21 protein-coding genes are annotated in these 23285 nt (G+C 70.3%); 11 read left to right on the top strand and 10 right to left on the bottom strand.

Annotation, left to right across the window (positions count from 1 at the left end):
• The first annotated feature begins 43 nt into the window (after positions 1–43).
• From ABT001_RS19310 to ABT001_RS19330, 5 genes are all read left to right on the top strand, one after another.
• Positions 44–1378 (top strand): ABC transporter substrate-binding protein, encoded by a 1335-nt coding sequence (locus ABT001_RS19310; RefSeq protein ID WP_351278786.1) that lies wholly within the window; start codon positions 44–46, stop codon positions 1376–1378.
• Between the two features lie 148 nt (positions 1379–1526).
• Positions 1527–2357 carry a rhamnogalacturonan acetylesterase gene (locus ABT001_RS19315; protein ID WP_351278789.1) on the top strand — a complete coding sequence of 277 codons (831 nt, stop codon included), beginning with the start codon at positions 1527–1529 and terminating at the stop codon, positions 2355–2357.
• Positions 2358–2417: 60 nt separating this feature from the next.
• Positions 2418–3746: a pectate lyase family protein gene (locus ABT001_RS19320; RefSeq protein ID WP_351278791.1), complete on the top strand. Its 1329-nt coding sequence runs from the start codon at positions 2418–2420 to the stop codon at positions 3744–3746.
• A gap of 94 nt (positions 3747–3840) precedes the next feature.
• Positions 3841–4944, top strand: coding sequence for a pectinesterase family protein (locus tag ABT001_RS19325; protein WP_351278794.1), 1104 nt, complete (start codon positions 3841–3843; stop codon positions 4942–4944).
• Complete coding sequence (locus ABT001_RS19330) at positions 4941–6068, top strand: dienelactone hydrolase family protein (protein ID WP_351278796.1); 1128 nt, start codon at positions 4941–4943, stop codon at positions 6066–6068. The genes ABT001_RS19325 and ABT001_RS19330 overlap by 4 nt, the downstream gene beginning before the upstream one ends.
• A gap of 134 nt (positions 6069–6202) precedes the next feature.
• Here the strand turns inward: ABT001_RS19330 and ABT001_RS19340 are convergent, their stop codons facing one another.
• The gene (locus ABT001_RS19340) at positions 6203–7300 is read right to left on the bottom strand and encodes a saccharopine dehydrogenase NADP-binding domain-containing protein (protein ID WP_351278799.1); all 1098 of its coding nucleotides are present in this window, start codon (positions 7298–7300) and stop codon (positions 6203–6205) included.
• A 115-nt stretch (positions 7301–7415) separates the two neighbouring features.
• Between ABT001_RS19340 and ABT001_RS19345 the strand changes: the two genes are divergently transcribed.
• From ABT001_RS19345 to ABT001_RS19355, 3 genes are all read left to right on the top strand, one after another.
• A complete protein-coding gene (locus ABT001_RS19345) occupies positions 7416–7997 on the top strand; it encodes a TetR/AcrR family transcriptional regulator (RefSeq protein ID WP_351278801.1) in 582 nt (193 codons plus the stop codon).
• Positions 7998–8341: 344 nt separating this feature from the next.
• Positions 8342–8692 carry an effector-associated constant component EACC1 gene (locus ABT001_RS19350; protein ID WP_351278803.1) on the top strand — a complete coding sequence of 117 codons (351 nt, stop codon included), beginning with the start codon at positions 8342–8344 and terminating at the stop codon, positions 8690–8692.
• The gene (locus ABT001_RS19355) at positions 8689–10572 is read left to right on the top strand and encodes a caspase, EACC1-associated type (protein ID WP_351278806.1); all 1884 of its coding nucleotides are present in this window, start codon (positions 8689–8691) and stop codon (positions 10570–10572) included. The genes ABT001_RS19350 and ABT001_RS19355 overlap by 4 nt, the downstream gene beginning before the upstream one ends.
• A gap of 306 nt (positions 10573–10878) precedes the next feature.
• On the opposite strand, the gene ABT001_RS19360 is transcribed toward ABT001_RS19355, so the two are convergent.
• Entirely contained in the window at positions 10879–11472 is a 594-nt protein-coding gene (locus tag ABT001_RS19360) for a snapalysin family zinc-dependent metalloprotease (protein WP_351278808.1), read from the bottom strand.
• Positions 11473–11794: 322 nt separating this feature from the next.
• Here ABT001_RS19360 and ABT001_RS19365 point away from each other — a divergent pair, with 322 nt between their 5' ends.
• Positions 11795–12550, top strand: coding sequence for a siderophore-interacting protein (locus tag ABT001_RS19365; protein WP_351278810.1), 756 nt, complete (start codon positions 11795–11797; stop codon positions 12548–12550).
• Between the two features lie 78 nt (positions 12551–12628).
• On the opposite strand, the gene ABT001_RS19370 is transcribed toward ABT001_RS19365, so the two are convergent.
• From ABT001_RS19370 to ABT001_RS19395, 6 genes are all read right to left on the bottom strand, one after another.
• Entirely contained in the window at positions 12629–13234 is a 606-nt protein-coding gene (locus tag ABT001_RS19370) for a GOLPH3/VPS74 family protein (protein ID WP_351278813.1), read from the bottom strand.
• A gap of 178 nt (positions 13235–13412) precedes the next feature.
• Complete coding sequence (locus ABT001_RS19375) at positions 13413–14246, bottom strand: pectate lyase (RefSeq protein ID WP_351278815.1); 834 nt, start codon at positions 14244–14246, stop codon at positions 13413–13415.
• Between the two features lie 107 nt (positions 14247–14353).
• Positions 14354–15082 (bottom strand): hypothetical protein, encoded by a 729-nt coding sequence (locus ABT001_RS19380; protein ID WP_351278817.1) that lies wholly within the window; start codon positions 15080–15082, stop codon positions 14354–14356.
• The gene (locus tag ABT001_RS19385) at positions 15082–15654 is read right to left on the bottom strand and encodes a SigE family RNA polymerase sigma factor (RefSeq protein ID WP_351278820.1); all 573 of its coding nucleotides are present in this window, start codon (positions 15652–15654) and stop codon (positions 15082–15084) included. Before ABT001_RS19385 ends, ABT001_RS19380 begins: the two co-directional genes overlap by 1 nt.
• Before the next feature lie 191 nt (positions 15655–15845).
• A complete protein-coding gene (locus ABT001_RS19390; protein WP_351278822.1) occupies positions 15846–17297 on the bottom strand; it encodes a peptidoglycan D,D-transpeptidase FtsI family protein in 1452 nt (483 codons plus the stop codon).
• A 111-nt stretch (positions 17298–17408) separates the two neighbouring features.
• The gene (locus ABT001_RS19395) at positions 17409–18179 is read right to left on the bottom strand and encodes an IclR family transcriptional regulator (protein WP_351278825.1); all 771 of its coding nucleotides are present in this window, start codon (positions 18177–18179) and stop codon (positions 17409–17411) included.
• Positions 18180–18334: 155 nt separating this feature from the next.
• Between ABT001_RS19395 and ABT001_RS19400 the strand changes: the two genes are divergently transcribed.
• Complete coding sequence (locus tag ABT001_RS19400) at positions 18335–19855, top strand: aldehyde dehydrogenase (NADP(+)) (protein ID WP_351278826.1); 1521 nt, start codon at positions 18335–18337, stop codon at positions 19853–19855.
• Positions 19852–20466: a DUF1349 domain-containing protein gene (locus ABT001_RS19405; protein WP_351278829.1), complete on the top strand. Its 615-nt coding sequence runs from the start codon at positions 19852–19854 to the stop codon at positions 20464–20466. The genes ABT001_RS19400 and ABT001_RS19405 overlap by 4 nt, the downstream gene beginning before the upstream one ends.
• A 101-nt stretch (positions 20467–20567) precedes the next feature.
• Here the strand turns inward: ABT001_RS19405 and ABT001_RS19410 are convergent, their stop codons facing one another.
• The gene (locus ABT001_RS19410; RefSeq protein WP_351278832.1) at positions 20568–21281 is read right to left on the bottom strand and encodes a hypothetical protein; all 714 of its coding nucleotides are present in this window, start codon (positions 21279–21281) and stop codon (positions 20568–20570) included.
• A 10-nt stretch (positions 21282–21291) separates the two neighbouring features.
• Complete coding sequence (locus tag ABT001_RS19415; protein ID WP_351278834.1) at positions 21292–22521, bottom strand: hydroxymethylglutaryl-CoA lyase-like TIM-barrel protein; 1230 nt, start codon at positions 22519–22521, stop codon at positions 21292–21294.
• Between the last annotated feature and the right edge of the window lie 764 nt (positions 22522–23285).

Genomic DNA, 23285 nt, shown 5'->3' on the forward strand with positions numbered 1-23285 from the left:
CTCCCCCCACGAACGCGTAACGATCCGAGAGAGAAGAGCCGACATGAACATCTCGAAGACGCTCCGGGGGCGTACCGCGACCGCGGTGTCCCTCACCGCGGTCCTGGCACTCGCGGCCACCGGCTGTGGCGACGACGGCAGCAGCTCAGGCACGGAGGGAAGCGGGAAGGGCGAGATCACCTTCTGGGACAACAACGGTGGTCCGCGCACCGCCATCTGGACCGAGATCATCAAGGACTTCGAGAAGAAGAACCCGGACATCAAGGTCAAGTACGTCCCGATCCCGATCGCGGACGTCCAGTCCAAGTACGACACGGCGATCGCGGGCGGCGGCCTGCCCGACGTGGGTGGCGTCGGCACCGCGTACCTCGCCAACATGGTGTCCCAGGAGGCCCTGGAGCCGGTCAACGACCGGCTGGAGAAGTCGTCGCTGAAGGGCAAGCTCGTCGAGAACATGGTCGAGAGCGTCAGATCGGCCGCCGGCCGTGGCGACGACCTGTACACCGTGCCGACCTCCGCGAACAACGGCGCGCTCTGGTACCGCACCGACCTGTTCGAGGCGGCGAAGCTGGAGGCTCCCACCACCTGGGAGAACTTCTACACGGCAGCCGACAAGCTCACCGACGCCAAGAACAACAAGTTCGGCTACACCATCCGCGGCGGCGCCGGCTCCATCGCCCAGGCCCTGGACGCGATCTACGGCCAGACCGGCATCACGGACTTCTGGGACGGCGAGAAGACCACCCTGAACGACCCGAAGAACGTCGCGGCGCTGGAGAAGTACGCCGGCCTCTTCAAGAAGACGACGCCGGCCGCCGACGTCAACAACGACTTCACGAAGATGGTCGCCCAGTGGGACACGGGCACCATCGGGATGCTCAGCCACAACCTCGGCTCCTACCAGGACCACCTGAAGGCACTGGGCGAGGACAAGTTCGCCGGTATACCCGCCCCCATCGGGGAGGGCGGCACACGGGTCCAGGTCTCCAACCCCGTCGACGGTCTCGGCCTGTTCCGGTCCAGCAAGAACAAGAACGCGGCCTGGAAGTTCATCGAGTTCGCGGCCTCGCACGAGTCCAACAGCAAGTGGAACGAGTCGGCGGGCGCCATCCCGGCCAACACCGACGCGGCCAAGGACCCGTGGATCAACGAGACCGAGCCGACCGAGCTCGCCGCGAAGGCCCTCACCGACGGCTCCACCAAGATCGTCGACCTGCCGTACTACCTGCCCGACTGGAACAACATCAGCAAGGCCGACAACGAGCCGGAGTTCCAGAAGCTGCTGCTCGGCAAGGTCACGGCCAAGGAGTTCCTGGACAAGATGGCCGAAGAGCTGAACACGGCCCAGAAGGAGTGGTCGGAGCTGGGCAACGGCTGATCCCCGCAGCCCCACTCCCGCCCCACCCCCATTGACCGGGGGACCGGCGGCGGTCCGGGTCGCACCCCGCCGCCGGTCCCTCTTCCACGCACCGCCTCAGGTCCTGCGCACCACCTCACGTGTGTCCTCCGAGAGAGGCAGTCATCCCGTGTCACTCACCCGCAGACAGACGGCAGCCGCGCTCCTCGCGCTGCCCCTCGCCCTCGGCGCCACCCCCGCACTCGCACACGGCGGCGGCGGAGGAGGCAGGCCCCGGCCCCGGACACTCCACATCGCGGGCGACTCCACGGCGGCCCAGAAGTACGCCACCGCCGCACCCGAGACCGGCTGGGGCATGGCGCTGCCCTTCTTCCTCGGCCGGGCGCTCACCGTCGCGAACCACGCCATGAACGGCCGGAGTTCGAAGAGCTTCATCGACGAGGGCCGTCTCGCCGTCCTCCTGGACGGCGTCCGCCCGGGTGATGTCGTCCTCATCCAGTTCGGGCACAACGACGAGAAGACCGAGGACCCCGCCCGCGGCACCGACCCGTACACCACCTACCAGGAACACCTGCGCCAGTACATCGAGGGCGCCCGCGACCGGAACGCGGAGCCCGTGCTGATCACCCCGGTCGAGCGCCGCCGCTTCGCCGCGGACGGCACCGCGAAGCCCACCCACGGGGAGTACCCCGCCGCGATGCGCGCCCTGGCGGCCGAGGAAGGCGTGACCCTGCTCGACATGCAGGCGCTGTCGCTCGCCCGCTGGCAGGAACTCGGCCCGGACGGGACCGAGGCGTACTTCAACTGGCTGGAGCCCGGCGAGTCGCCGAACTACCCCGCCGGCAAGCAGGACAACACCCACTTCCGGCCCGAGGGCGCCGTCGACGTGGCCAGGACGACCGCCCGAGCCCTGCTGGACGAGCGTGTGCTCGCCCCGCGCGACGTGCGTCGCCTCGACGATCCGGTGCCCGGGTCGTGGATCACCTGGCCGCAGGCCTGATCCACGCCCGCCCCGTTCCTCTTACTCCCTTTTCCCGCGTACGACAGTTAAGGATCCGCCATGCCCGCACGCGCAAGACACGTCCGCGCCATCGCCGTGGTGCTGGGCTGTGCCTCGCTGGCCCTCGCCGTGACCGTCCCGGCCCAGGCCGCCTCCCACCACCGCAAGGGCATCGAGCGCGCAGTGCTGCCCTCGGGCGACGGCTGGGCCGCCGCCGAGGGCTCCACCACGGGCGGGGCCGAGGCCGCTCCCGAGCACGTCTACACCGTGAGCGACCGGGCAGAACTCATCGCCGCCTTCGAGGAGGCGGGCGACGCGCCGAAGATCATCAGGATCGACGGCACCGTCCACGGCAACTCCGACGCGGCCGGCACCCCGATCGGCTGTGAGGCGTACCAGCAGGACGGCTACACCCTGGAGAAGTACCTCGCCGCCTACGACCCGGCGGTCTGGGGCACGGACGAGGTCCCGTCGGGCCCGCTGGAGGACGCCCGCGCCGCGTCCGCGAAGCTTCAGGCGGCCGCGGTCAACGTGAACGTCCCGTCCAACACCACGCTCGTCGGCGTCGGCGAGGACGCCACGATCATCGGTGCCAGCCTCCAGGTGAAGAACGTCTCCAACGTCATCGTCCGCAACATCTCCTTCGAGGACACCTACGACTGCTTCCCGCAGTGGGACCCCACCGACGGTGACAACGGCGCCTGGAACTCCGAGTACGACAACCTCGTCGTCTACGGATCCAGCCACGTCTGGGTCGACCACAACACCTTCAGCGACGGGGACCGCCCCGACGCCGACCAGCCCCACTACTTCGGGCAGGTGTACCAGCAGCACGACGGCCTCTTCGACATCGTGCGCGGCGCCGACCTCGTCACCGTGTCGTGGAACGTCCTCAAGGACCACGACAAGACCATGCTCATCGGCAACAGCGACGGCGCCGGGGCGAGCGACCGGGGCAAGCTCCGCGTGACGCTGCACCACAACCTCTTCAAGGACGTCAAGGAGCGCGCGCCACGTGTCCGCTTCGGCCAGGTCGACTCCTACAACAACCACTTCGTCGCCACCAAGGGATCCGCCTACGGCTACACGTACGGCATCGGCGCCGAGTCCCGGCTCGTCGCCGAGCACAACGCGTTCACCGTCCCGAAGGGCTTCGACAAGGCGACCATCCTCAAGAAGTGGTCCGAGTCCTCCCTCACGGCGGAGAACAACTACGTCAACGGGCGGAAGACCGACCTGATCGCCGTGCACAACGCGGGCGTGCCCACCGAGCAGCTCACCGAGGGCGCCGGCTGGACCCCCGAACTGCGCAAGAAGGTCAACCACCCGCTGGCCGTCCCGCTGCTGGTGGGCCTCGGCGCCGGAGCCGGCAAGCTCTCGGTCCGCTGACCCCACCCCCGAACCGGCCGGAGCGGCACCGCACCCTTCCACCACCCCGGAAGGCGCCGCTCCGGCCTGCCCCCTCTTCGCAAGGAGTACCGCCATGCCCAGCAGACGCAGTGCGCTCACCCTGCTCGCGGGAGCGGGCACCGCCCTCGCCCTCGGCACCCCCGCCGCACACGCCCGGCCCGCGCGCTCCCGCCCCTTCGGCCGCTACGGCTCGCCGGCCCGGCGGCTCGACGCCCGGACCCTGTACGTCGACCCGAGGGGCAGGGGCGACCACACCGACGTACAGTCCGCCGTCGACGCGGCGTCCGGCACCGGCCACACCCTGGTCCTGGCCCCCGGCACCTACCGCGGCACGGTCCTGGTCACCGCCGCCCGGGCGGAACTCACCCTCGTCGGCGCGAGCGGCGACCCGCGCGACACCGTCATCGTGTACGACAACGCGGCAGGCACACCCAAGCCCGACGGCTCCGGCACCCACGGCACGAGCGGCTCGGCAACCGTCACCGTCCAGGCCGCCGGTTTCACCGCCCGCGACGTGACCTTCGCCAACGACTGGCTGCGCTCCGACAACCCGGAGTACACCGGCACCCAGGCCGTCGCGATCAAGGTGCAGGGCGACCGGTCGGCGTTCTACGGCTGCCGCTTCCTCGGCCACCAGGACACCCTGTACGCCGACACCCTCTCCCTCACCGCCTTCGCCCGCCAGTACTACCGCGACTGCTACGTCGAGGGAGACGTCGACTTCGTCTTCGGCCGCGCCACCGCCGTCTACGACCACTGCCACTTCCGCACCCTGACCCGCACCGACCTGGCCTCGGCCCCGTACGGCTTCGTCTTCGCGCCCAGCACCGCCGGAGCCAACCCGCGCGGCTACCTGGTCCTGCGCTCGCGGATCACCAGCACCGCCCCCGACGCGTACTACAAGCTGGCCCGCCCCTGGGTGCCCTCCTCGGACCTCACCGCGCACCCGATGCTGACCGTCCGCGACAGCCACCTCGGAGCGGGCATCGACGCGGTCACGCCCTACGGCACGATGTCGTCGGGCTTCCCCTGGCAGGACCAGCGCTTCGCCGAGTACCGCAACACCGGCCCCGGCGCGCGCATCACCGACCCCGCCGACCGCCCGCAGCTGACCAGGTCCGAGGCCCGCGCGCACACCCCGGCCGGCTACCTGGGCGACTGGCGCCCCTACGCGTGATCCCGGGCCTCACCCTGGGGGTGCTCCCCGCCTTCTACGAGCGGATCAGGGACGAACTCACCTTCCCGCTCTCCTGGGAGAGGTCCACGGCCCGCGACTTCCCGGCCTGGCGCGCGGAGGCGCGCGCCGTGGTCGGGGAGGCGCTGCTGCAGCCACCGGATCCCGGCCCCGAACCGTTCCACCCGGTGACCGTCGACGTGTGCGAGGCGGACGGGTACACCGCCCGCACGGTGGAGTTCGACCTCAGCCGTTACGGCCGGGCCCGCGGCTCGCTGCTGGTGCCGCACGGGACGGGGCCGTTCCCCGCGGTGCTGGTCCTGCACGACCACGGGGCCGAGTTCACCATCGGCCGTGAGAAGGCCGTACGGCCCCGGCCGGGCCAGGCCCCCGACCGGCTCGCCCGCGCCACCGCGTGGGCCCGGCGGCACTACGGCGGCCGGTTCGTCGGCGACGAACTGGCCGCCCGCGGCTACGCCGTGCTCGCCGTGGACACCCTGGGCTGGGGGGACAGGGGCCCGCTCGCCTACGAGGACCAGCAGGCCCTGGCCGCCAACCTCCTCCAGCTGGGCACCTCCCCGGCCGGCCTCGCCGCCCACGAGGACATCCGGGCCGCGGCCTTCCTCGCCTCACTGCCCGAGGTGGACGAGCGGCGCGTCGGCGCGCTGGGATTCTCCATGGGCGCCTACCGCGCCTGGCAGTTGTCCGCCCTGTCCGACGACATCGGGGCGGCGGCCGCCGTCTGCTGGATGACGGGGCTCAAGGAGATGATGGTTCCGGGCAACAACACGCTGCGCGGGCAGTCCGCGTACTTCATGCTCCACCCCGGGCTGCACCGGCACCTGGACATCCCGGACGTGGCGTCCCTCGCAGCCCCGAAACCCGCCCTCTTCCACGCCGGCGGCCGGGACCACCTCTTCACGGTGGCCGGGGTGGAGACGGCGTACGCGAAGCTGCGCGCGGTCTGGGAGTCGCAGGGAGCGGGCGACCGGCTCACCACCGAGGTGTGGCCGGACACCGGCCATGCCTTCACGCCGGCGATGCAGGACGAGGTGTACGCCTGGCTGGACACCTGGCTCGCCCGGAGTCCGGCACGGTCCGGAGACGACCGGCCGACCGCCTCGTAGCGTCGTACGTGGTGGGCACGCGTGCACTCCCGGGACCGGCCCGATCCGGGCGATGCCCATCTTCCGCTCGCGTCGTAACGCGCAGATCTCGGCTTCGATGTCGGGCGTGGTGCAATGCGGAGCCGGGAGTGTTCTCAGTTGCAGATGAGAGTGCCGCCGGCGGCGACCGCCAGGTCAGGGCCGAGTGCGGCTGCGGGGAAGTAGGCGCCGGGCTTGCCTTCGCCGCGAGCGAGGCGGACAGCCGTCTCGGCGGCCACACGGGCGGTGTAGTCCATGGCGTCGTCGGCGCGCAGCCACCCTTCGCGCCGGGTTCCGTCGGGCCAGGTGATGACGGCATGGCCCCAGGAGTGCGGGCGAGGGCGGGGGGTTGCCTTGAGTTCGACCCCGGCCAACCTACGGACGGTGAAGTCGCGCAGTGCCGGGAGGGACAGCAGCTTCCCGGCGAGGGGAAGGAGGGCTCGTACGACCGCGCCCGTAGGCGCCAGACCTGAAGTGACGGTGACCTCGGGTGCGTTGCTGGCCCGCTGCGCGGCGATGAGTTCACCCTGGGGGGCGCCGGCCGTCTTCACCCTCTGCCCGTCGGGGAGGGTGAAGTGCTGGACGTCCCCGCCGAGCCGGGTCTTGACCAGCCGGCCGTGCGCGTAACGCCGTCCGCCGGTGACCAGAGTGTCGATCATGCTGACGGCGAAGGCGGTCCCCAGGGGCCCGGCCTCCATGGCGACCGAACCGATGGCATCGACACGGACCTGGCTGGGGGTGGGGCGGTCTTCGCAGAGTCTGACGACGAGGGCCTCGGTGCCGAGGACGCCGAATCCGGCGCCTGTCACCAAAGTGCTGCCCGCCGCTTCGGCCTCTTGGTTCAGGTCCAGCAGTCGGCTGACCGCAGTCAGGTCGGCGGCAAGGTCCACGTAGTGCCCGTCCGGCATGCAGGCGCGGGCGAGGGGCAGGGCTGTGGCGGCGTACTCGCCGATGGTGTTGACGACCACGGCGGGCCGCTCCCGACGGATCTCTTCCACGGTCCTTTCGGTGGTGTCCGCGACCACGATTTTCACCATGTCGCCCTGACCGAGATCCGCCTGGACCTTGCGCAGGCGGTCGCGATTGCGTCCGACCAGGGCCGACGGAATCCCCCGGGCGGCCAGGTCGGCGGCGACGGCGGACCCGATCCGGCCGGTGGCGCCCAGGATCCACACCGCACCCGTCTGCTCGGCATCGTTCATTTCTCGTGTCATGTCGCTCCTCTCGGGCGTCGGCCCGACAACCACCGATGCAATGTGATGTCTCACTGTGTCATCACTCAGGCTAGCACCGATGACACGGTGAGACATCATTTGTTAGGGTCACGCCATGGCGAGATGGGACCCCGGAACGCAGAAACGCCTGACAGAGGCGGCACTGGAGCTGTACTCCGAGCTCGGCTACGACCAGGTGACCGTGACGCAGATCGCCGAGCGCGCCGGCATCACCCGGCGCTCGTACTTCCGATACTTCCCCGACAAGCGCGAGGTCCTCTTCTCCGGATCCGAACGCCTTCCTGCCGCGCTGCATCAGGCCGTCCTCGACGCCGCCGACGCCGGGACCCCGCTGTCCACCGCCCTCGCGGCCCTGGCCGAGGCCGGCGTCCAGTTGACTGCCCACATCGAGCACGCCGCCGAGCGTCGAGCCGTGATCAACGCAAGCGCGGAACTCCAGGAGCGCGAGCGCACCAAATTCGCCGCCGTCACCGCCGCGATCGGTGACGCACTCCATCAACGCGGCACCGAACCCCGCAGCGCGCGCCTCGCGGCGCAGATCGCCGCACTCATCTTCCAGAACGCCTTCGACCAGTGGCTCGACGCAGGCGAGCAGGCGGACTTCGCCACGTGCCTTGAGGCGGCCACCGCGTCGTTTCGAGAAACCGCAACGGGCGCCACAGGGAACCACGCCTGACGCCCTCGGCTCCGACACTCCCGCTACCACGACCCCGCACGGGCGCATCAGCCGTCAGCATCGCCCTGCGTGCGAAACGAATTGCCCCCAGGCTTCAGCCCTTAAGGGCTGTCCCACAATTCCCGGCGGGCGCACGACGACAGCTACGGCACCTCGCCGCGTTGTCGGAACATCCCCATACATCCAGTATGCGGACGTCCCTCCGCCTTGCGATGCACCGCATCTGACGCCGCGCGCTGATCCACCGGGAATTGCGGGACAGCCCTTAGGGCGAACTGCTCGTACCCCGACAACTCCGCCCGCCGACCATATACTTGGCGCCTCATCACGAAACGGGGGCCGTTTTGGAGATCGTCGTTCAGTGCAGCGGCAGCGGAGCCGAGGACGAACTCCGCTCGTTGGGCCGGTGGCTTGAGGCGGACTCGGCCGTGCGCCGTCATGCGCAAGTTGCACCGGGATCGGCGCGGCCGGCGATCCCCGGACTGCAGGGCGATCTGCTGGATCTGATCACGCTGCTGGTCAGCAGTGGATTCAGTGCTGCTTCGCTGGCCGTGTCCATAGCTTCCTGGCGAGCCAGCCGCCCCAGCCCGCCCGAATCCGTCATCGTGCGGGCGGCGGGAGAACAGATCGAGATTCCCGGTGATGCTTCCAGGGAGGAGGCCGAGGCGATGATCCGGCGCCTCTTCGAGGGGTGACCTCCACGAAGCGGCCTCCGGCCCCCGACGGCGGCGAATCGACAAGCCCCCTCGCCGGCACGGGCCTGCCCGACCCGTCGGGGACCCGCATCGTGCTGATCGGCGCCGGACGGTTCAACGAACTTCACCAGTTGCCGGCGACGCGCCGCAACGTCGAGGACCTGGCCGATCTCATCACCGCCGCCTGGAACCTTCCCGTCGCGAACTGCACCGTCCTTCGTGACCCGGCATCGCCCCGCGATCTCTCGCGCGCCGTGGAGGAGGCCGCCAAGGAGGCCACCGACACCCTGCTGGTGTACTACGCAGGTCACGGACTCATCGACTGGTCCGGACACTTTCACCTGGCGGTGCGAAGCAGCGAGCGGGAGTCCGTGCACGACACCGCGGTCCCGTACGCCTGGGTCAAGGAACACATCGAGAAAAGCCGCGCCGAGCGGCGCATCGTCATCCTCGACTGCTGCTACGCCGCCCGCGCCTTCGGGTTGCAGTCCGACTCCGCCCTTTTTGAGGTGGCGGGAACCTACGTCCTCGCCGCAGCGAGCGAAACCGCCACTGCGGTGTCACCGCCGGGCGAGGAATTCACCGCGTTCACAGGCGCGTTACTCACCGTACTGCGCAACGGGATCCCGTGCCTGCCTCGTTACCTTGATCTCGACAGCATCTTCCGGCGGCTGAGCAAAGAGCTCACACTCAGGAACAGGCCCCGGCCGTCAAAGCAGTGCCGCGACCACCTGGACCGCGCCCCGTTCATCAAGAACGCCGCCTACGCCCCTTCCGGTGACGCCCCTCCGCCGGCTGTTCCCGCGCAGCAACGGCCACCCTCCGAGACCAGCGGCACGGGAACGCCGCCGCCGTCGCGCACGTCTGCCACCCCAAGGGCTGACGCGGTTTCCCGGCGGACCGCGAACATCCCGGACGGCAATCCGATTCCGGTGATGCAACGGAAGGCAGTCCGCCTCGTGGGGCTTCCGGCGGCTGCCCTGGCCCTGCTTCTGGGGGGATACTCCGTGTTCTCCGTCTCGCCCGAGGACTCCCCTCAGATCCGCCAAATCCACGGCAAGGACACCATCAGGGTCGGAGTCAAGGCGGATCAGCCAGGCCTCGCCAGGGAAACAACACCTGGACAATGGCAGGGCTTCGAAATCGACTTGGCGTACAACATCGCCGCGAGCCTTGGATTCCCCCGCCACAAGGTGGATTTCCAAGCCGTGGAAACGAAGGACCGTGACCGACTGCTGCAGAACGGCGTAGTGGATTTTGTCGTGGCAACCTGGACCATGGATGGATCCCAGGCAACGAAGGCCAGGAAACACACCAGCGCACCGCTTGATTTCGTCGGCCCCTATTTCAAGACAAGCCTGTCCGCGCTGGTGTGGGAAACGGAAGAGGGCGCTGCCGCGGTAGAAGGAATCGACGACATCGGACGGACGTACGACCGGGACCGAATCTGCACCGCCACCGGGTCGACGTCGGAGGGCTACCTGAAGAAGAAGGATATCGACCACACGACGAAGGCCTCGTATCAGCAATGCTGGGATGACAAGAAAGTCCACGTCGTCATTACGGACGAAATTATCCTCGCAGGTCTCAATCAGGTGAACGACTATCGAACCGAAGAGGGTGAAGAGGTAAGAAAGGGGCATGTAATTCGGCTCGCCGACACCGTTGAATCGTACGGCGTGGGAATCCTTGCAGGTGACCCGATCTTCGAATATCTGACGTGCCGAGCGATCCCGAAGGACTGGAAATCGAACGTGAGCACCAATCTGGAGAAGATGGCAACGAAACACCTGGACAGAGAATGGACACGGCCCACCGTGAAATTCCCGGAGTGCGGCCGTCTGGACGCGTGGAAATATAAAATGCGCAACTTCTTCTGACCGGGCTGCGCCACTGACAGAAATATGGCCCACACCCCCGGCAAGGAATGCGGGCCGCATCACTCCGCTATGCCCCCTCAAGCCCACTCCGCATCCCGGGAGTACGGCTCGATCCGCGCCCACTGCGCATCCGAGGTCGCGAGCCGGTCCCGCCTGGCCCGCTACGCCGGGTACGCACCTTCGCGGCGTCGTCGCATCAGCCGGGTGCGGTCCCGTGCGCGGCCGGTACTCCGCCGTGCGACCGTGTGGCACCGGCCTCTGTGAGTCGCGCCCTCCGGGCGCACGGCGGGACGTCGCGGGCATGGTCTACGGCGCGTCCACCAGGGTGCGGCCGTCGGCCGGAGTGAGCCGGGCCAGGCCGTTGGCGTAGGCGGACTCGACGCGTGCTCGTTCGGTCGTGTTCGGGACCGCGTTCCTGCAACTGGTGCCTGCGCTCGACCCGGACATCAGCTGTGTGCACGGTCCTGGCTTGGTGTCGGGCAGGCCCAGGCTGTGTCCGATCTCGTGGGCGGCTATGCGGGTTCTGTCATGGCCCTGGGACACCGCCTGGCTGCCGAGTTCGACGCGCACCTGGCCTCCCGGCCGTACCGGTCCGAGTGTCGCCTGGGGCCAGCCGCTGGTGGCGACGATCTGGATCTCGGCCCGGGTGCCGGGCGCCGCTTCGACCAGCCTGACGTTGGCGACGTTCTGGTTCCACGAGGCGACTCCGGCGGTGACCGCCGTCTCCCAGCCGGCTGCCCGGCTGTCGTCGTAGCGGAGTGTCACCACCGCTGCCGCGTTCTTCGCCGGGGCCGGGGCCGTGGCCGGATCCGGTGCGTGCGCCGCGTGCGCCGCTGCCGTCGCGGCCAGGGTGGCCGCGGCGGCGGTGCCGACTGCCTTCAGCCATAGGGAGTGTGGCATTGCTGTCCCTTCACTCATGGGGGACTCGGCTCGGCTCGGAACCGAGAGCGGGGGAGGAGGACCGCACCGGCGGGGTCGCCGGTCGCGGGTTCTCACGGGGCCTCAGTTCTATGCCCCACACCCCCTGATTGCCATGCCCCTGTCATCAAAGAAGGCCGGAAACGAGCGGAGGGGGGAGTGGGGTGGTCGCGCCCGCCGGTGTGGCACTCCCGCACCCATGCAAGTAAGCTAAACCTAACCTAATAATCGGTGTCCCTTGTTCAGGAGTGGTTCCTCGATGTCGCCATCGCCCGCAGCCCGTCAAGTGCCACCGCAGCGGCCCATGTTCGTGACCGTCACCGGAGTGCGCCGGCTCGCGGCGCGCATGGTCCGGATCACGTTGTCAGGGGACGGCGTAGGCGACTTCGACTACGCGGGCCCCGACCACCTGGTACGGCTGTTCCTCCCGGTCAGCGATGACCTGCGCCTGCCGACCGGCTCCGACTGGTGGGCCGAACTGCAGGAGATGCCGGAGGAGCGGCGCCCGGTGGTCCGCAACTACACGGTCCGCCGGATCGATCATGCGCGCCGGGAGCTCGACATCGACTTCGCGCTCCACGGGGACAGCGGTCCGGCGTCGGCCTGGGCCGGCCGGGCCGAACCGGGTGACCGGATCGGGATCCTGAGCGACGGCGCCCGGTACGAGGCCGGAGACGCGGACTGGCAGCTGCTGATCGGCGACGAGACGGCTCTGCCCGCGATCGCCTCCATGCTCGAAGGCGCCCGCACCCCGGTGCACGCCCTGCTCGAAGTCAAGGACGAGCGGGACGTACTGGACCTGGCCGGTGAGGCGACCTGGCTCTACCGCACGGGCGCTCCCGGTTCCCGGACGCTGGAGGCGCTGCGTTCCCTGCCCTTCCCGCCCGGCACGCCGTACGTCTGGGTGGCGGGGGAGTCCACCCTGGCCACGTCGGTGCGGCGTTACCTGGTGAACGAGCGCGGCATCGACAAACAGCAGATCTACTTCTGCGGTTACTGGCGCGGCATGCCCACCGCCCGGGCTGCCGCCGGGACGCGACGGGAACCGGCGCACGCCTGAGCGCACGGCCGCTGTGCGGAGTGGTGGCCCGCCCCGCCCGGCGGCCGGGTGAGGCTCAACCCTGCCGTCGGTCTCGGCTCACGGGCCTCGCCACAGGTTGGCGAAGGCCGCGTTCTCGATGTTCCGTCTCTGGCGCACGGCCTCCAGCTCCATCACCGCGTCGTGGACGGCGGCCACCACGGTCGTCACCGCCTCGTCGAGGTCGGGTTCGTCGTCGGGTTGCCCGCCGTCGAGACCCACGACCGAGGCGAGGGAGACCAGGACGGGCTCCTTCCCCGCCAGACGGTCGGCTGCCCGGCGGCGGGCGGGCGTATCGACCGGTTCGACGCGCTCCGCGCGGCCGAAGGGCAGCCTGCCGCTGCGCTTCCGCGTCAGCTCGCCGTCCTCCTCCAACGCGGTCCGGTACGCGGCTGAGAGGTCCCGGCCACGGCGCCACAGCCAGTCCTCGATCCGTTCGTACGGCGCTTGCCGGGTGAGCTGTGCCGCAGCCTCGCCGAGGAGCCGGTCGTCCGGCGTCGACGGCCCGACCGGCACGACCAGGTCGCCGTCCACCGCGACGACTCCCGCACCGATGAGATCGATCAGCTCGGCTCCCGCGAGTGCGAGAGACAGGTCCCCCTGCCCCACGGCATGCTCCGGCCCAGGGTCGACGGTGACGATGAACAGGTCTCTCGCCGTGGTCATGAACGGTTCCCCTCGGAGGCATCGGCACAGAAGGCGACTGGCACGACCAGTATCGGCCCACGGAGCCGCTCCACGGGCTCTGCCCCGACGGGCGGAGGTGCGTAAAGGGCGCGCCTCGACCTCCCCAGGTGTCGGCGCGCCCTCCCGCTCCTGCCCGGCCTGATCCGGACGGGGGACCTCAGCCGTAGCTGAGGTCCGACGCGGTGTAGCGGCAGTACGTGCCGTCCGGACCGCTGCCCGTCTCCACCGGCTCGGCGCCGGTGCTGTTGCCGGTGTAGCGGACGCACGGCTTGATCTTCTTGCTGCTGTCGCCGTGGATCCGCACCGACCGCAGCGCCGCGGTGTCCCCGTAGTTGGTGTTGATGCCGACCAGGGACTTGCCCGGCGCGGTGATGTCGACGTCGTTCACGATGATGTCGCGCTTGTACTGCTTGGAGCAGTTGCCGCAGGACCGGACCAGCTTGCCGAAGTCCGCGACCTGGAACTTCGTGATGACCAGCTTGCCCGCGCCGTTGAACTGGAAGACCTTGTCGGAGGCCTTCCTGGCGCCGCCGCCGTAGACCGTGTAGACGGAGCCGGTCGACGTGCCCTTGAAGGACGCGGCGTCCTCGCCGACGTCCTCCCACCAGACGTTCTGGATCGTGCAACTGCCGGAGCAGTGCACGCCGTCGGCGGCGGGCGTGCCCAGGATGACGTTCTTGAGCGTCGCCCCGTCCGCCAGCTTGAAGATCGGGTCCTGGCCCTCCTCCTGGCCGTCCCCGCCGAGGTCTCCGCTCCCGTAGAAGCGCTTCAGTGATCCGTCGTACGTCCCCGAGACCTCGATGGTCTTCGAGGCGGCCTGGGTCCCGGTGGCGCTGGGCCAGGCCGGCACCGCGGCGGCCGCGGCCCCGGCGGGCTGCAGCATCACATTGGTGGCCAGTGCGGCGCCGGTGAGGCCCAGTGCCGCGGTGAGGGCGGCGGCCATGCGGCGCTTGCCGGGCCTGCGCCGGTGTGTGCGTGCTCGTTCGCTCATGTTCGTCGGTCCCGTTTCCTAGAGGGTGGGGGGAGTGTGTCGCGCTCATGGGTCGCCACCGCCGGGAAAAGGGTTGCCGCGTTCCGGATCCGTTTTTCTTCCGCGCCTCAGCGCCTCTCGGTGAAGACGCCGCCCACAGAGGTCTGTTCGCCCCCCACACCCGCATGCGCCGTGTAGTCGTCCCGGCCCGCGTCCCGGGCGCCCGACGCGTGGTTGTACTGCCCCGCGAAGGTGTGCGTACCGGTGGGCACGCTCCGTCTCGGCTTGAGGGTCCAGCGGTAGACGAGGAATCCGTCCTTCTCGCGTGCCGACACCACGAAGTCCCGCTCCGGCAGGGAGCGCCAGGAACCGGTGGCGTTCACCCCGCCGTTCAGCGCGATCCGCAGCTCGACGGTGAGCGAGGTCAGCGGCCGGTCCGTCGTGACCGTCACCTCGCTCTGCGCCCAGTAGCTGTTGCTGTTCGGGTTCAGCGAACCCTCCGACCTCAGGGGGCCGTTCACGGCGGGCAGCGCACCGCCGCGGCCCGGGGACGGCTGCGTACCGGCGGTGGGGGAGGACGAGGAGGGTGACGCGGGCCCGGCGGCCACCCGCTGCCCGCCCGAGGGGTCCTCCCGCCCCGCCGCGGTGACCGCGAACGCTCCGGCCGCCAGCACCCCGCACACCGCGGCCGTCGCGCCGGCGACCCGCAGCCAGGGCATCGGCGTGCGCGGGCCGCGCGCGGGACGGGACGGCGGTTCCTCCGCCATGCCTCGCTCGATCCGGGCCAGCATCCGTGCCCGGTCCGGGCGGTGCGCCGCGGCGGCCGTGCGCAGCCGCTCCCGCAGGTCCTCGTCCATCACTGCCCTTCTCCGGTGCGCTGCCCGGCGGCCGCCACCTGCACCTGTGCCGCCGTGGTCCGGGGTCCGAGCAGCCGCTGGAGTTCCGCCACACCGCGCGAGGTCTGGCTCTTCACCGTACCCACCGATATCCCGAGGACCAGAGCGGTGTCCCGTTCGGACAGGTCGAAGGCGTGTCGCAGCACCACGCACGCGCGCTTGCGGAACGGCAGCCGGCGCAGGGCCCCTTGGACGTCCACCACCGCCGACACGTCGGGCCCGTCGGCGGCGTAGCCGTCCCCGGCCCCGCGCGGCGCCCAGAACAGGGCGATTCTCCGGCGCTCACGCACCGCGCTGCGGATGCGTGTGCGTGCCAGGTTGGCCACGACGCCTCTCGCGTAGGCCGCCGGGTGGTCGGCGCCCCTGACGCGGTCCCAGCGGTGCCAGAGCGCCATGAGCGCGTCGGCGGCCAGGTCGTCCGCGGCGTCGGCCTCGCCCGTCAGCAGATGGGCCAGCCGGGCGAGTTCGGCGTAGTGCGCCTCGAAGAACGCATGGAACTCGGCGGCAGCGGCATCGTCCAGGACTGTGCCCACGGGTACCTCTTCTCTGCACGGGATCCCTGCACGCTCGCTCGAACGGGTTGTGTACGTTCCCAACCCCGTTCGCGGGGCGAGAGCGTACCAACGCGTACCCGGAAGCGCTTCGATGCGTGTGAGCCTCCCAGTAAGGCGTAACACGGCGAAAACGTGAAGTCCTGGTGCCGAAGTACCGTTGCGCGCGGCCGTCAGCTTCCCAGTGCCGCCTTCATCATCTGCCGGGCGACCGGCGCCGCCAGCCCGTTGCCGCTGACCTCGGAGCGGGCCGCTCCGGAGTCCTCGACGACCACCGCTACCGCGACCTGCTCGCCGGTGGAGGCGTCCTTCGCGTACGAGGTGAACCACGCGTACGGGGTGTTGCTGTTGTCCACGCCGTTCTGCGCGGTTCCCGTCTTGCCGCCCACCTCGGCGCCGTCGATCCGCGCGTTGCCGCCGGTCCCCTCCTCCACGACGGTGACCATCGCGCTGCGCAGCTGTTCGGCGGTCGACTCCTTCACGACCCGCTCGGTGTCGCCGTCCGGGTACTCCTGGAGCGTGGAGCCGTCGGCGTCGGTCACCTCGGCGACCATGTGGGGCGAGGCCAGCTCGCCGCCGTTGGAGAGGGCGGCCGAGACCATGGCCATCTGCATCGGGGTCGCGGTCACCTCGAACTGGCCGATGCCGGTCAGCGCGGTCTGTGCCTCGTCCATACCGGTCGGGTAGACGCTCTCCGACGCCCGCACGGGCACGTCCAGCCTCGAAGTGTCGAAACCGAAGGCGTCCGCCATCGCCTTCAGCTCGTCCTGGCCGAGATCGGCGGCGACCTTCGCGAAGACGTTGTTGCAGGAGTACTGGAGCGCGGTGCGCAGGGTGGCGTTCTCGCAGGGTGCCGAAGGGTTCTCGTTCGACAGGACCGTGCTCGTGTTCGGCAGGGTGTACGGGGCCGGGCTGTCCGTGGGCTCGTCGACCGAGCCGTACAGGCCGTTCTCCAGCGCCGCGGCGGCCACCACCAGCTTGAACGTCGAACCCGGCGCCAGCGGCTGCCGCAGAGCCCTGTTGACCAGGGGCTCGGTCCTGTCGTCGAGCAGCTTCCGCCAGGCGTCGCCGTCCGTCGTGCCGCTGATGTCGGAGGGGTCGTACGAGGGCGAGGAGACCATGCCCAGGATCCGCCCGGTCTCCGGGTCCATCGCGACCGCCGCGCCCCGGTCGTCCCCGAGCGCCTCGAAGGCCGCCTTCTGCACAGCCGGGTCGATGGTCGTCAGCACGCTGCCGGGGGCCGTCTGCCTGCCGGTGATCACATCGGCGGGGCTCTTCAGCCGGTCGTCGGTGCCGTCGAGGACGTCGCCGTAGATGCCTTCGAGCTGCGTGGCGCCGTAGGCCTGCGAGCTGTAACCGGTGACCGCCGCGTACATCTCGCCCTGGGTGTAGGTGCGTTCGTAGCGGAGGTCGCCGCCGTCCGTCTCCTTCGAACCGGTGACCGGGGAACCGGCCACGATGATGTCACCGAGCGGCTGCGCGTACTGCGCGATCGTGTTCCGCCGGTTGTGTTCGTCGTCCGCGAGCGCCCGTGCCTCGTACGCCTGCACCCAGGTCGCCCGCACCAGCAGGGCGAGAACCATCAGCAGACAGAAGACCGAAGCGCGCCTGATCGTCGTGTTCATACCGTTGGAGGGACGAACGGGGGCGCCGGGGGCGTTCCCGTCCGTGTCCCTTCTCACCGGGTTCTCAGGTGCTCACCCGATTCTCAGGTGCGCGCCCCGGCCGCCCGGTGCTCAGAGCCTGCGGGTCGCCAGGGTGAGCCGGTCGCGGGCGTCGAACAGGGCGTCCTTGACCATCTGCTCGTGCGCCGACGTGAGCCGCGCGACCGGGACCGAGCAGCTGATCGCGTCACGCGAGGGCGTGCGGTACGGGATGGCGACACCGAAGCAGCGGAGCCCCAGCGTGTTCTCCTCGCGGTCCACGGCGTACCCCTGCTCGCGGATGAGGTGCAGTTCCTCGATCAGCTTCTCGCGGTCGGTGAGGGTGTGCTCCGTCAGCGCCGGCAGCGTCTCGGGCAGCATCTTGCGGACCTGCTCGTCGCTGTGGGTCGCCAGCAGCGCCTTGCCGAGCGAGGTGGAGTGCGCGGGCAGGCGCCGGCCGACGCGCGTGAAGGGGCGCAGGTAGTGCTGGGACTGCCGGGTGGCGAGGTACACCACGTTCGTCCCGTCCAGCCGGGCCAGGTGGATGGTCTCGGTGGTGTCGTCGGAGAGCCGGTCCAGGGTGGGCCGGGCTGCGGCGACGACCTCGTCGCCGTCGATGTACGAGGTGCCGACGAGCAGGGCGCGTACGCCGATCCCGTACCGGGTGCCCGTGGCGTCGGTCTCGACCCAGCCCAGCTCCACGAGCGTGCGCAGCAGCATGTAGAGGCTGGACTTGGGGTAGCCGACGGCCTCCTGCACGGCGGCCAGCGAGTGCATACCGGGGCGCCCCGCGAAGTATTCGAGCAGTTCCACCGTCCGTACAGCGGACTTGACCTGTGCCCCACCTGACTCGCCTACCGACATGCCGTATGCCCCTTCCAGCCTGCTTGTACGACCCTGCGACTTCTTGCCAACACCGATCGCCCACAAATAGAGTTCCTGTGTATTCACGTTCAGGAACGCTGTTCAGAATACCGAACAGCTTCCCATGTGTGGCAGTGGACCGGAAGGAAATCACGGTGGCAGCAGCACCAGTCTGGAGCGTCGACCCCCGTACGGGGAACCCGCGTGAGCAGGTCGCGGTGGAGGCTACAGCGGAGGAGGTCGACCGTGCGGTCCGGGCGGCGCACGCCGCCCGTGCATCGCTGGCCGACCGCACGGTGCGCGCCGCGTTCCTCCGCACCGCGGCCGATCTCCTCGCCGAGGCCCAGGAGCACGTCATCGAGGCGGCCGACGCGGAGACCGCGCTCGGCCCCGCCCGGCTGACCGGCGAACTGGCCCGCACGGCCGCCCAGCTGCGGGCCTTCGCGGAGGTCGTCGACGAGGGTGCCTACCTCGACATCCACATCGACCACGAGGACGGCAGCCGCACCCCGCCGTGGCCGGACCTGCGCCGCTACAAGATCCCGCTCGGCGTCGTGGCGGTGTACGCCGCCAGCAACTTCCCGCTCGCCTTCTCCGTCCCCGGTGGCGACACCGCGAGCGCGCTCGCCGCGGGCTGCCCGGTCGTCGTCAAGGCGCACCCGGACCACCCGGCGACCTCCGAACTCTGCGCCTCGCTCCTGCGCAGGGCCGCGGCGCAGCACGGTCTGCCCGAGGACGTCCTGACCGTGATCCACGGCTTCGAGGCGGGTGTCGAGCTGGTCAGGCACCCGCTGGTCTCCGCCGCCGGTTTCACCGGCTCGATCCGCGGTGGCCGCGCCCTGTTCGACGCGGCGGCCGCCCGGCCCGCCCCGATCCCCTTCCACGGCGAGCTCGGTTCGCTCAACCCCGTGGTCGTCACCGAGGCGGCGGCAGCCGAGCGCGGTGAGCAGATCGGTGCCGGGCTCGGTGGTTCGATGACGATGGGCGCCGGTCAGTTCTGCACCAAGCCCGGCTTCGTCTTCGCCCCGACCGGTGAGGCGGGCGACCAGCTGCTGAAGGCGCTGACCGAGACGGTGAGCGGCACGGGCGCCGGGGTCATGCTCGACCACCGGATGCGCGACGCCTTCGTCCAGGGAGTGGCCGAACGGGCCGCGCTCCCGGACGTGGAGGCCCCGGTCACCCCGGGTGCCGGCGGCGAGCACACGGTCTCCGCCGGATTCCTCACCGTGCCGGCGCGGCGGCTGGCCCAGGAGGGGCCGCACGACGCGCTCCTGGAGGAGTGCTTCGGCCCGGTCACCGTCGTCGCGCGCTACGACTCCGCCGACGAGATCACCGCCGTGCTGTCCCGCCTGCCGGGGAACCTCACCGCGACCCTCCAGATCGCCACGGAGGAGGCCGACGGCAGCGCCGCCGGACTGCTGGCCGAGCTCACCCCGGTGGCCGGACGCGTCCTGGTCAACGGCTGGCCGACCGGTGTCGCCGTCGCTCCCGCCCAGCACCACGGCGGCCCCTACCCGGCGACGACCTCCACCTCCACCTCGGTCGGCGCCACCGCGATCGAGCGCTGGCTCCGCCCGGTCAGCTACCAGTCGACCCCCGAGGCGCTGCTGCCGCCGGAGCTCCGCGAGGCCAACCCGCAGGGCCTGCCGCGCCGGGTCGACGGGCGCCGCTCATGACGGCGGTGCGGCTCCCCGAGCTCCCCTTCGCCCTGGAGCCCGTCGGGCCGGAAGGCGGATGGACGTACGCGGACGGCGTGCTGACCGGTTCGGCGGGTGCGAAGCAGGACCGCTTCGTCCCGCCGGGCGGCGACGCCCTGGAGCCCGCCACCGACGCGCCGCGCCTGCTGGGCGCGGTGCCGGACGGTGACTTCCAGCTGATCGCCCGGGTGAGTGTCGGCTTCGCCGCCGCGTTCGACGCCGGGGTCCTCTACCTCCACGTCGGGGAGCGGGAGTGGGCGAAGCTCTGCCTGGAGCTCTCCCCGGAACGCCCCACGGTCTGCACCGTGGTCACGCGGGGTCAGTCCGACGACGTGAACTCCGCCGTCGTGGAGGGGGACAGCTGCTGGCTGCGGCTCAGCCGTACCGGCGGCGCGTTCGCCTTCCACGCCTCGGCGGACGGCGAGCGGTGGACCTTCGTCCGGCTGTTCACCCTCGGCACCGAGCAGGAGCGGGCGGCCGCCCGCATCGGCTTCCTCGTCCAGTCACCGACCGGCGACGGGTGCACCGCGTCGTTCGACCGGATCGCCTTCCGGCCCACCGGCCCGGGTGACCTGCGGGACGGCAGCTGACGGAGCACGCGCACGCCAGGCGGCGAGGGGCCGGCAGGTCCGGGCCCGCAGCCGGCCGACGGCCGTGACCGCCTCGTCCGAGGCGGTCACGGCCGTTCGTGTTACGGCCGGTGGCCGTCATCCGCGTACGGCGCCCGGTGGCCGGGGAGCTGGTAAGTAGTGCGCAGATGGTCCACATAGCCGCCGGACGGGTACAGCCGGTCCTGTGCGCCGTTGCGGTGCACCCCCACGGAGCCGTCGCGGTGCAGGCGCACGGTGGTGGTGGCCGCGCGGGGTGTCCCTTCCCGTTCCTCATGGGCGCCGGGGAGTTCGGCGGGGTCCAGGACGGGGACGTCGTCCGGGAACATCGCCCGGGCGTCCGAGGCGGTGGCAGCCGGGGGGTGACCGGTGCGGTTGGCGCTGCTGACGTAGAGGAGCGGATGTTCCTCCAGCACCGGCAGCAGGGGCGCCCAGCGGGCGCCGAACAACAGCGTCCACCCGTCCTTGGCCGCCGGGCCCATCCAGTCGGGCAGCGGGAGGCCTTCCCGCAACGGGGCGAGCAGGGTCACCCGTTCCTCGGTCAGCAGCCGCCGGGCAGCTGCCGCCAGGTCCGGTCCGAGATCGAGTGCGTCGATCACGGTGGCGAGGGTGCGGGAATGGTGGATCCACAGGGCGACCGCCTGATCGGCGGGCCGTCCCTTGGCGAGGTTGACGGCGTGCGGGGTGGTGGCGGCGACCACACAGGTGAGCGGCGCGGGGTTGGGGAGCACCACTGCCCGCCCGTGGGACAGGGACTGGTGGACGCGCTCGACGCCGACAGTCGGGCTGCTGGTCATGGGGTCCCTCTCAGGAGGTGGCGACGAGGCCGTCGAGGAAGCCGGCGAACTCGTCCTCGTCCACCAGGGCGCGGCCCTGCCGGTAGGCGCGGGTCTTGACCCAATGCGCCGCCGCCTTCGTCTGTTCCCTGTCCAGGTCCCGTCCGAGCCGTGCGGCGACCGCCGTGATCACCCGGGCGCTGGCCAGGTGGGTGAGCAGTATGCGCGGTTCGACGCCCAACAGCTCACGGGGGTCGTAGGGCTGGAACAGCTGCGGGTGGACGAACGGCGTGCCGGTGGAGATGGTGCCCACCCCGCTCCCGACGATCGGCGTGGTCACGCTCAGCGGCACCTCGGTCTCCTGCGACACCATGCGCGCGATCTCGGGGAGACGGGTCAGGTCCGGGGTGGTCCACCACGGCGAGGCCTGCTCACCCAGCAGTTCCTTGGCGCGGTCGGGCCGGTAGGCGAGCAGGAACAGCAGCTGTTCGGTGGCGACCAGGCCGCTCCGCTCGGCGATGCCCAGCCATGAGCTGGAGACCACCCGGATACCGGACTGCAGGGCCTGGAGCGTGTTGGCCAGGCCCAGCCCGAGGTCGTTGTGCAGGTGGGAGGCGAACACCACGTCCTGGCCGGCTCCGGCCCGCACGGCGGTGAACATCGCGCCGGCTTCGGCGGGCAGCTGGTCACCGACGGTGTCGGCCAGGACCACGACGCCGGCACCGGCCTCGGTCATCTGTGTGGAGTAGTCCGCCATCAGGGCGTGGTCGGCGCGTGACGCGTCGGCAAGGCAGACGTCGACGACCACCGAGTCGTCCATGTCACGCGCACCCTTGACCAGGTCCACACCCGCGGCCAGGGCCTCGGCCGCGGGACGGTGGGTCATCACCTGTGCCATCGCCTCCGAGGCGGGCACGATCACCATGATCCTGGCGTGCGCGGTGCCCTTGACCGAGGCCAGGGCCTGCCGCACGTCATGGGCTGTTCCCCGGCACACCGCGGACACGCTCACGGTGCCCTCGGCCTCCACGGCGACCTGCCGGACCGCCTCGAACTCCTCGGCGCACACGGCCGGGAAGCCGGCGGCGAAGACCACGTGCCGCGGTCCGTCCGTGCCGAACATCTGCCCCTGCTCGCGCGCCAGGCGGACCCGGAAGTCGGGGGTCATCAGGGTTTTGGCCTGGGCGCCGTCACGTGCGGACTCCTCCCACACGACGACTCGGCCGGCCAGTGCGGACTCCCGCACCACATCAATTCCCATGGTTCGCTCCTTTGTCGGACGAGTTGTTCGCGTCAGGGGTCACCACTCGGGTGCCCGATGGCGGACGTCGCGTGGGGGTTTCCTACCGGCGTAGTCGGCCGGAGTTGTCTCGGTGTCCATCGAATGCGGCAAAGGCGATCGCCGGACGGGTCGGACAGCGAAAAGCAGAGGACGAGTCACCTTGAGTGGCACATGTGAAGGGCTCGTGTGTCGCGGTGAAGGGATTCGACGTCGACCCTCAGTCGGCGTGAATCGTTAACGAGAGGAAACGTTTCTTCATCGCATCTGCCGTTCTGTGCAACCTGCTGGAAACGTCCGGACAATCGGAACGCCGTAACGGATGAAGCCCGTGTTCGGAGTCGCGATCCGGCTCGTCGACAGAAGGTTGCACCAGCCTTGATGGTCCGTCAACCCCCGTCTTGAGCAGTGCGTTTGCTGTGAGCCGGCTACGGAGGGGTTCCTTCCGCTTCATCTCCCGAATGGGCGGGCCGGCTGAGTGCCGAAGTTGAAGTGAGGTCTTTCCCGGCGCCTGGATGGTGTGTCAGGATCGCAATGCGGAATGTCGCCGACCGGTGAGGGACGTGCGGCCGTTCGCGTGCCGGGAACCAGGGAGGGTTCCGTCCGGCTACGGCGTGGGCTTTTCCTCACGGTGGCTGCCGTTGATATCTGGTGCTGCCCGTGTGATGGCTGTGCGGATCGCCCCGGTGGACCGTACGCCATGGCGTCATGGCGCCTGCGATTCCTGAGTGTGTCCCGAAAGGCGA

This window comes from Streptomyces sp. NPDC002793 (genome assembly GCF_040295485.1).
Classification (GTDB): Bacteria; Actinomycetota; Actinomycetes; order Streptomycetales; family Streptomycetaceae; genus Streptomyces.

What these genes read in the sequence shown, in the direction of transcription:
- ABT001_RS19310 (WP_351278786.1), top strand. Translation starts at nt 44, where the DNA reads ATGAACATCTCGAAGACGCTCCGGGGGCGTACCGCGACCGCGGTGTCC.
- ABT001_RS19320 (WP_351278791.1), top strand. Translation starts at nt 2,418, where the DNA reads ATGCCCGCACGCGCAAGACACGTCCGCGCCATCGCCGTGGTGCTGGGC.
- ABT001_RS19325 (WP_351278794.1), top strand. Translation starts at nt 3,841, where the DNA reads ATGCCCAGCAGACGCAGTGCGCTCACCCTGCTCGCGGGAGCGGGCACC.
- ABT001_RS19340 (WP_351278799.1), bottom strand. Translation starts at nt 7,300, where the DNA reads ATGACACGAGAAATGAACGATGCCGAGCAGACGGGTGCGGTGTGGATC.
- ABT001_RS19345 (WP_351278801.1), top strand. Translation starts at nt 7,416, where the DNA reads ATGGCGAGATGGGACCCCGGAACGCAGAAACGCCTGACAGAGGCGGCA.
- ABT001_RS19360 (WP_351278808.1), bottom strand. Translation starts at nt 11,472, where the DNA reads ATGCCACACTCCCTATGGCTGAAGGCAGTCGGCACCGCCGCCGCGGCC.
- ABT001_RS19365 (WP_351278810.1), top strand. Translation starts at nt 11,795, where the DNA reads ATGTTCGTGACCGTCACCGGAGTGCGCCGGCTCGCGGCGCGCATGGTC.
- ABT001_RS19370 (WP_351278813.1), bottom strand. Translation starts at nt 13,234, where the DNA reads ATGACCACGGCGAGAGACCTGTTCATCGTCACCGTCGACCCTGGGCCG.
- ABT001_RS19375 (WP_351278815.1), bottom strand. Translation starts at nt 14,246, where the DNA reads ATGAGCGAACGAGCACGCACACACCGGCGCAGGCCCGGCAAGCGCCGC.
- ABT001_RS19380 (WP_351278817.1), bottom strand. Translation starts at nt 15,082, where the DNA reads ATGGACGAGGACCTGCGGGAGCGGCTGCGCACGGCCGCCGCGGCGCAC.
- ABT001_RS19390 (WP_351278822.1), bottom strand. Translation starts at nt 17,297, where the DNA reads ATGAACACGACGATCAGGCGCGCTTCGGTCTTCTGTCTGCTGATGGTT.
- ABT001_RS19395 (WP_351278825.1), bottom strand. Translation starts at nt 18,179, where the DNA reads ATGTCGGTAGGCGAGTCAGGTGGGGCACAGGTCAAGTCCGCTGTACGG.
- ABT001_RS19405 (WP_351278829.1), top strand. Translation starts at nt 19,852, where the DNA reads ATGACGGCGGTGCGGCTCCCCGAGCTCCCCTTCGCCCTGGAGCCCGTC.
- ABT001_RS19410 (WP_351278832.1), bottom strand. Translation starts at nt 21,281, where the DNA reads ATGACCAGCAGCCCGACTGTCGGCGTCGAGCGCGTCCACCAGTCCCTG.
- ABT001_RS19415 (WP_351278834.1), bottom strand. Translation starts at nt 22,521, where the DNA reads ATGGGAATTGATGTGGTGCGGGAGTCCGCACTGGCCGGCCGAGTCGTC.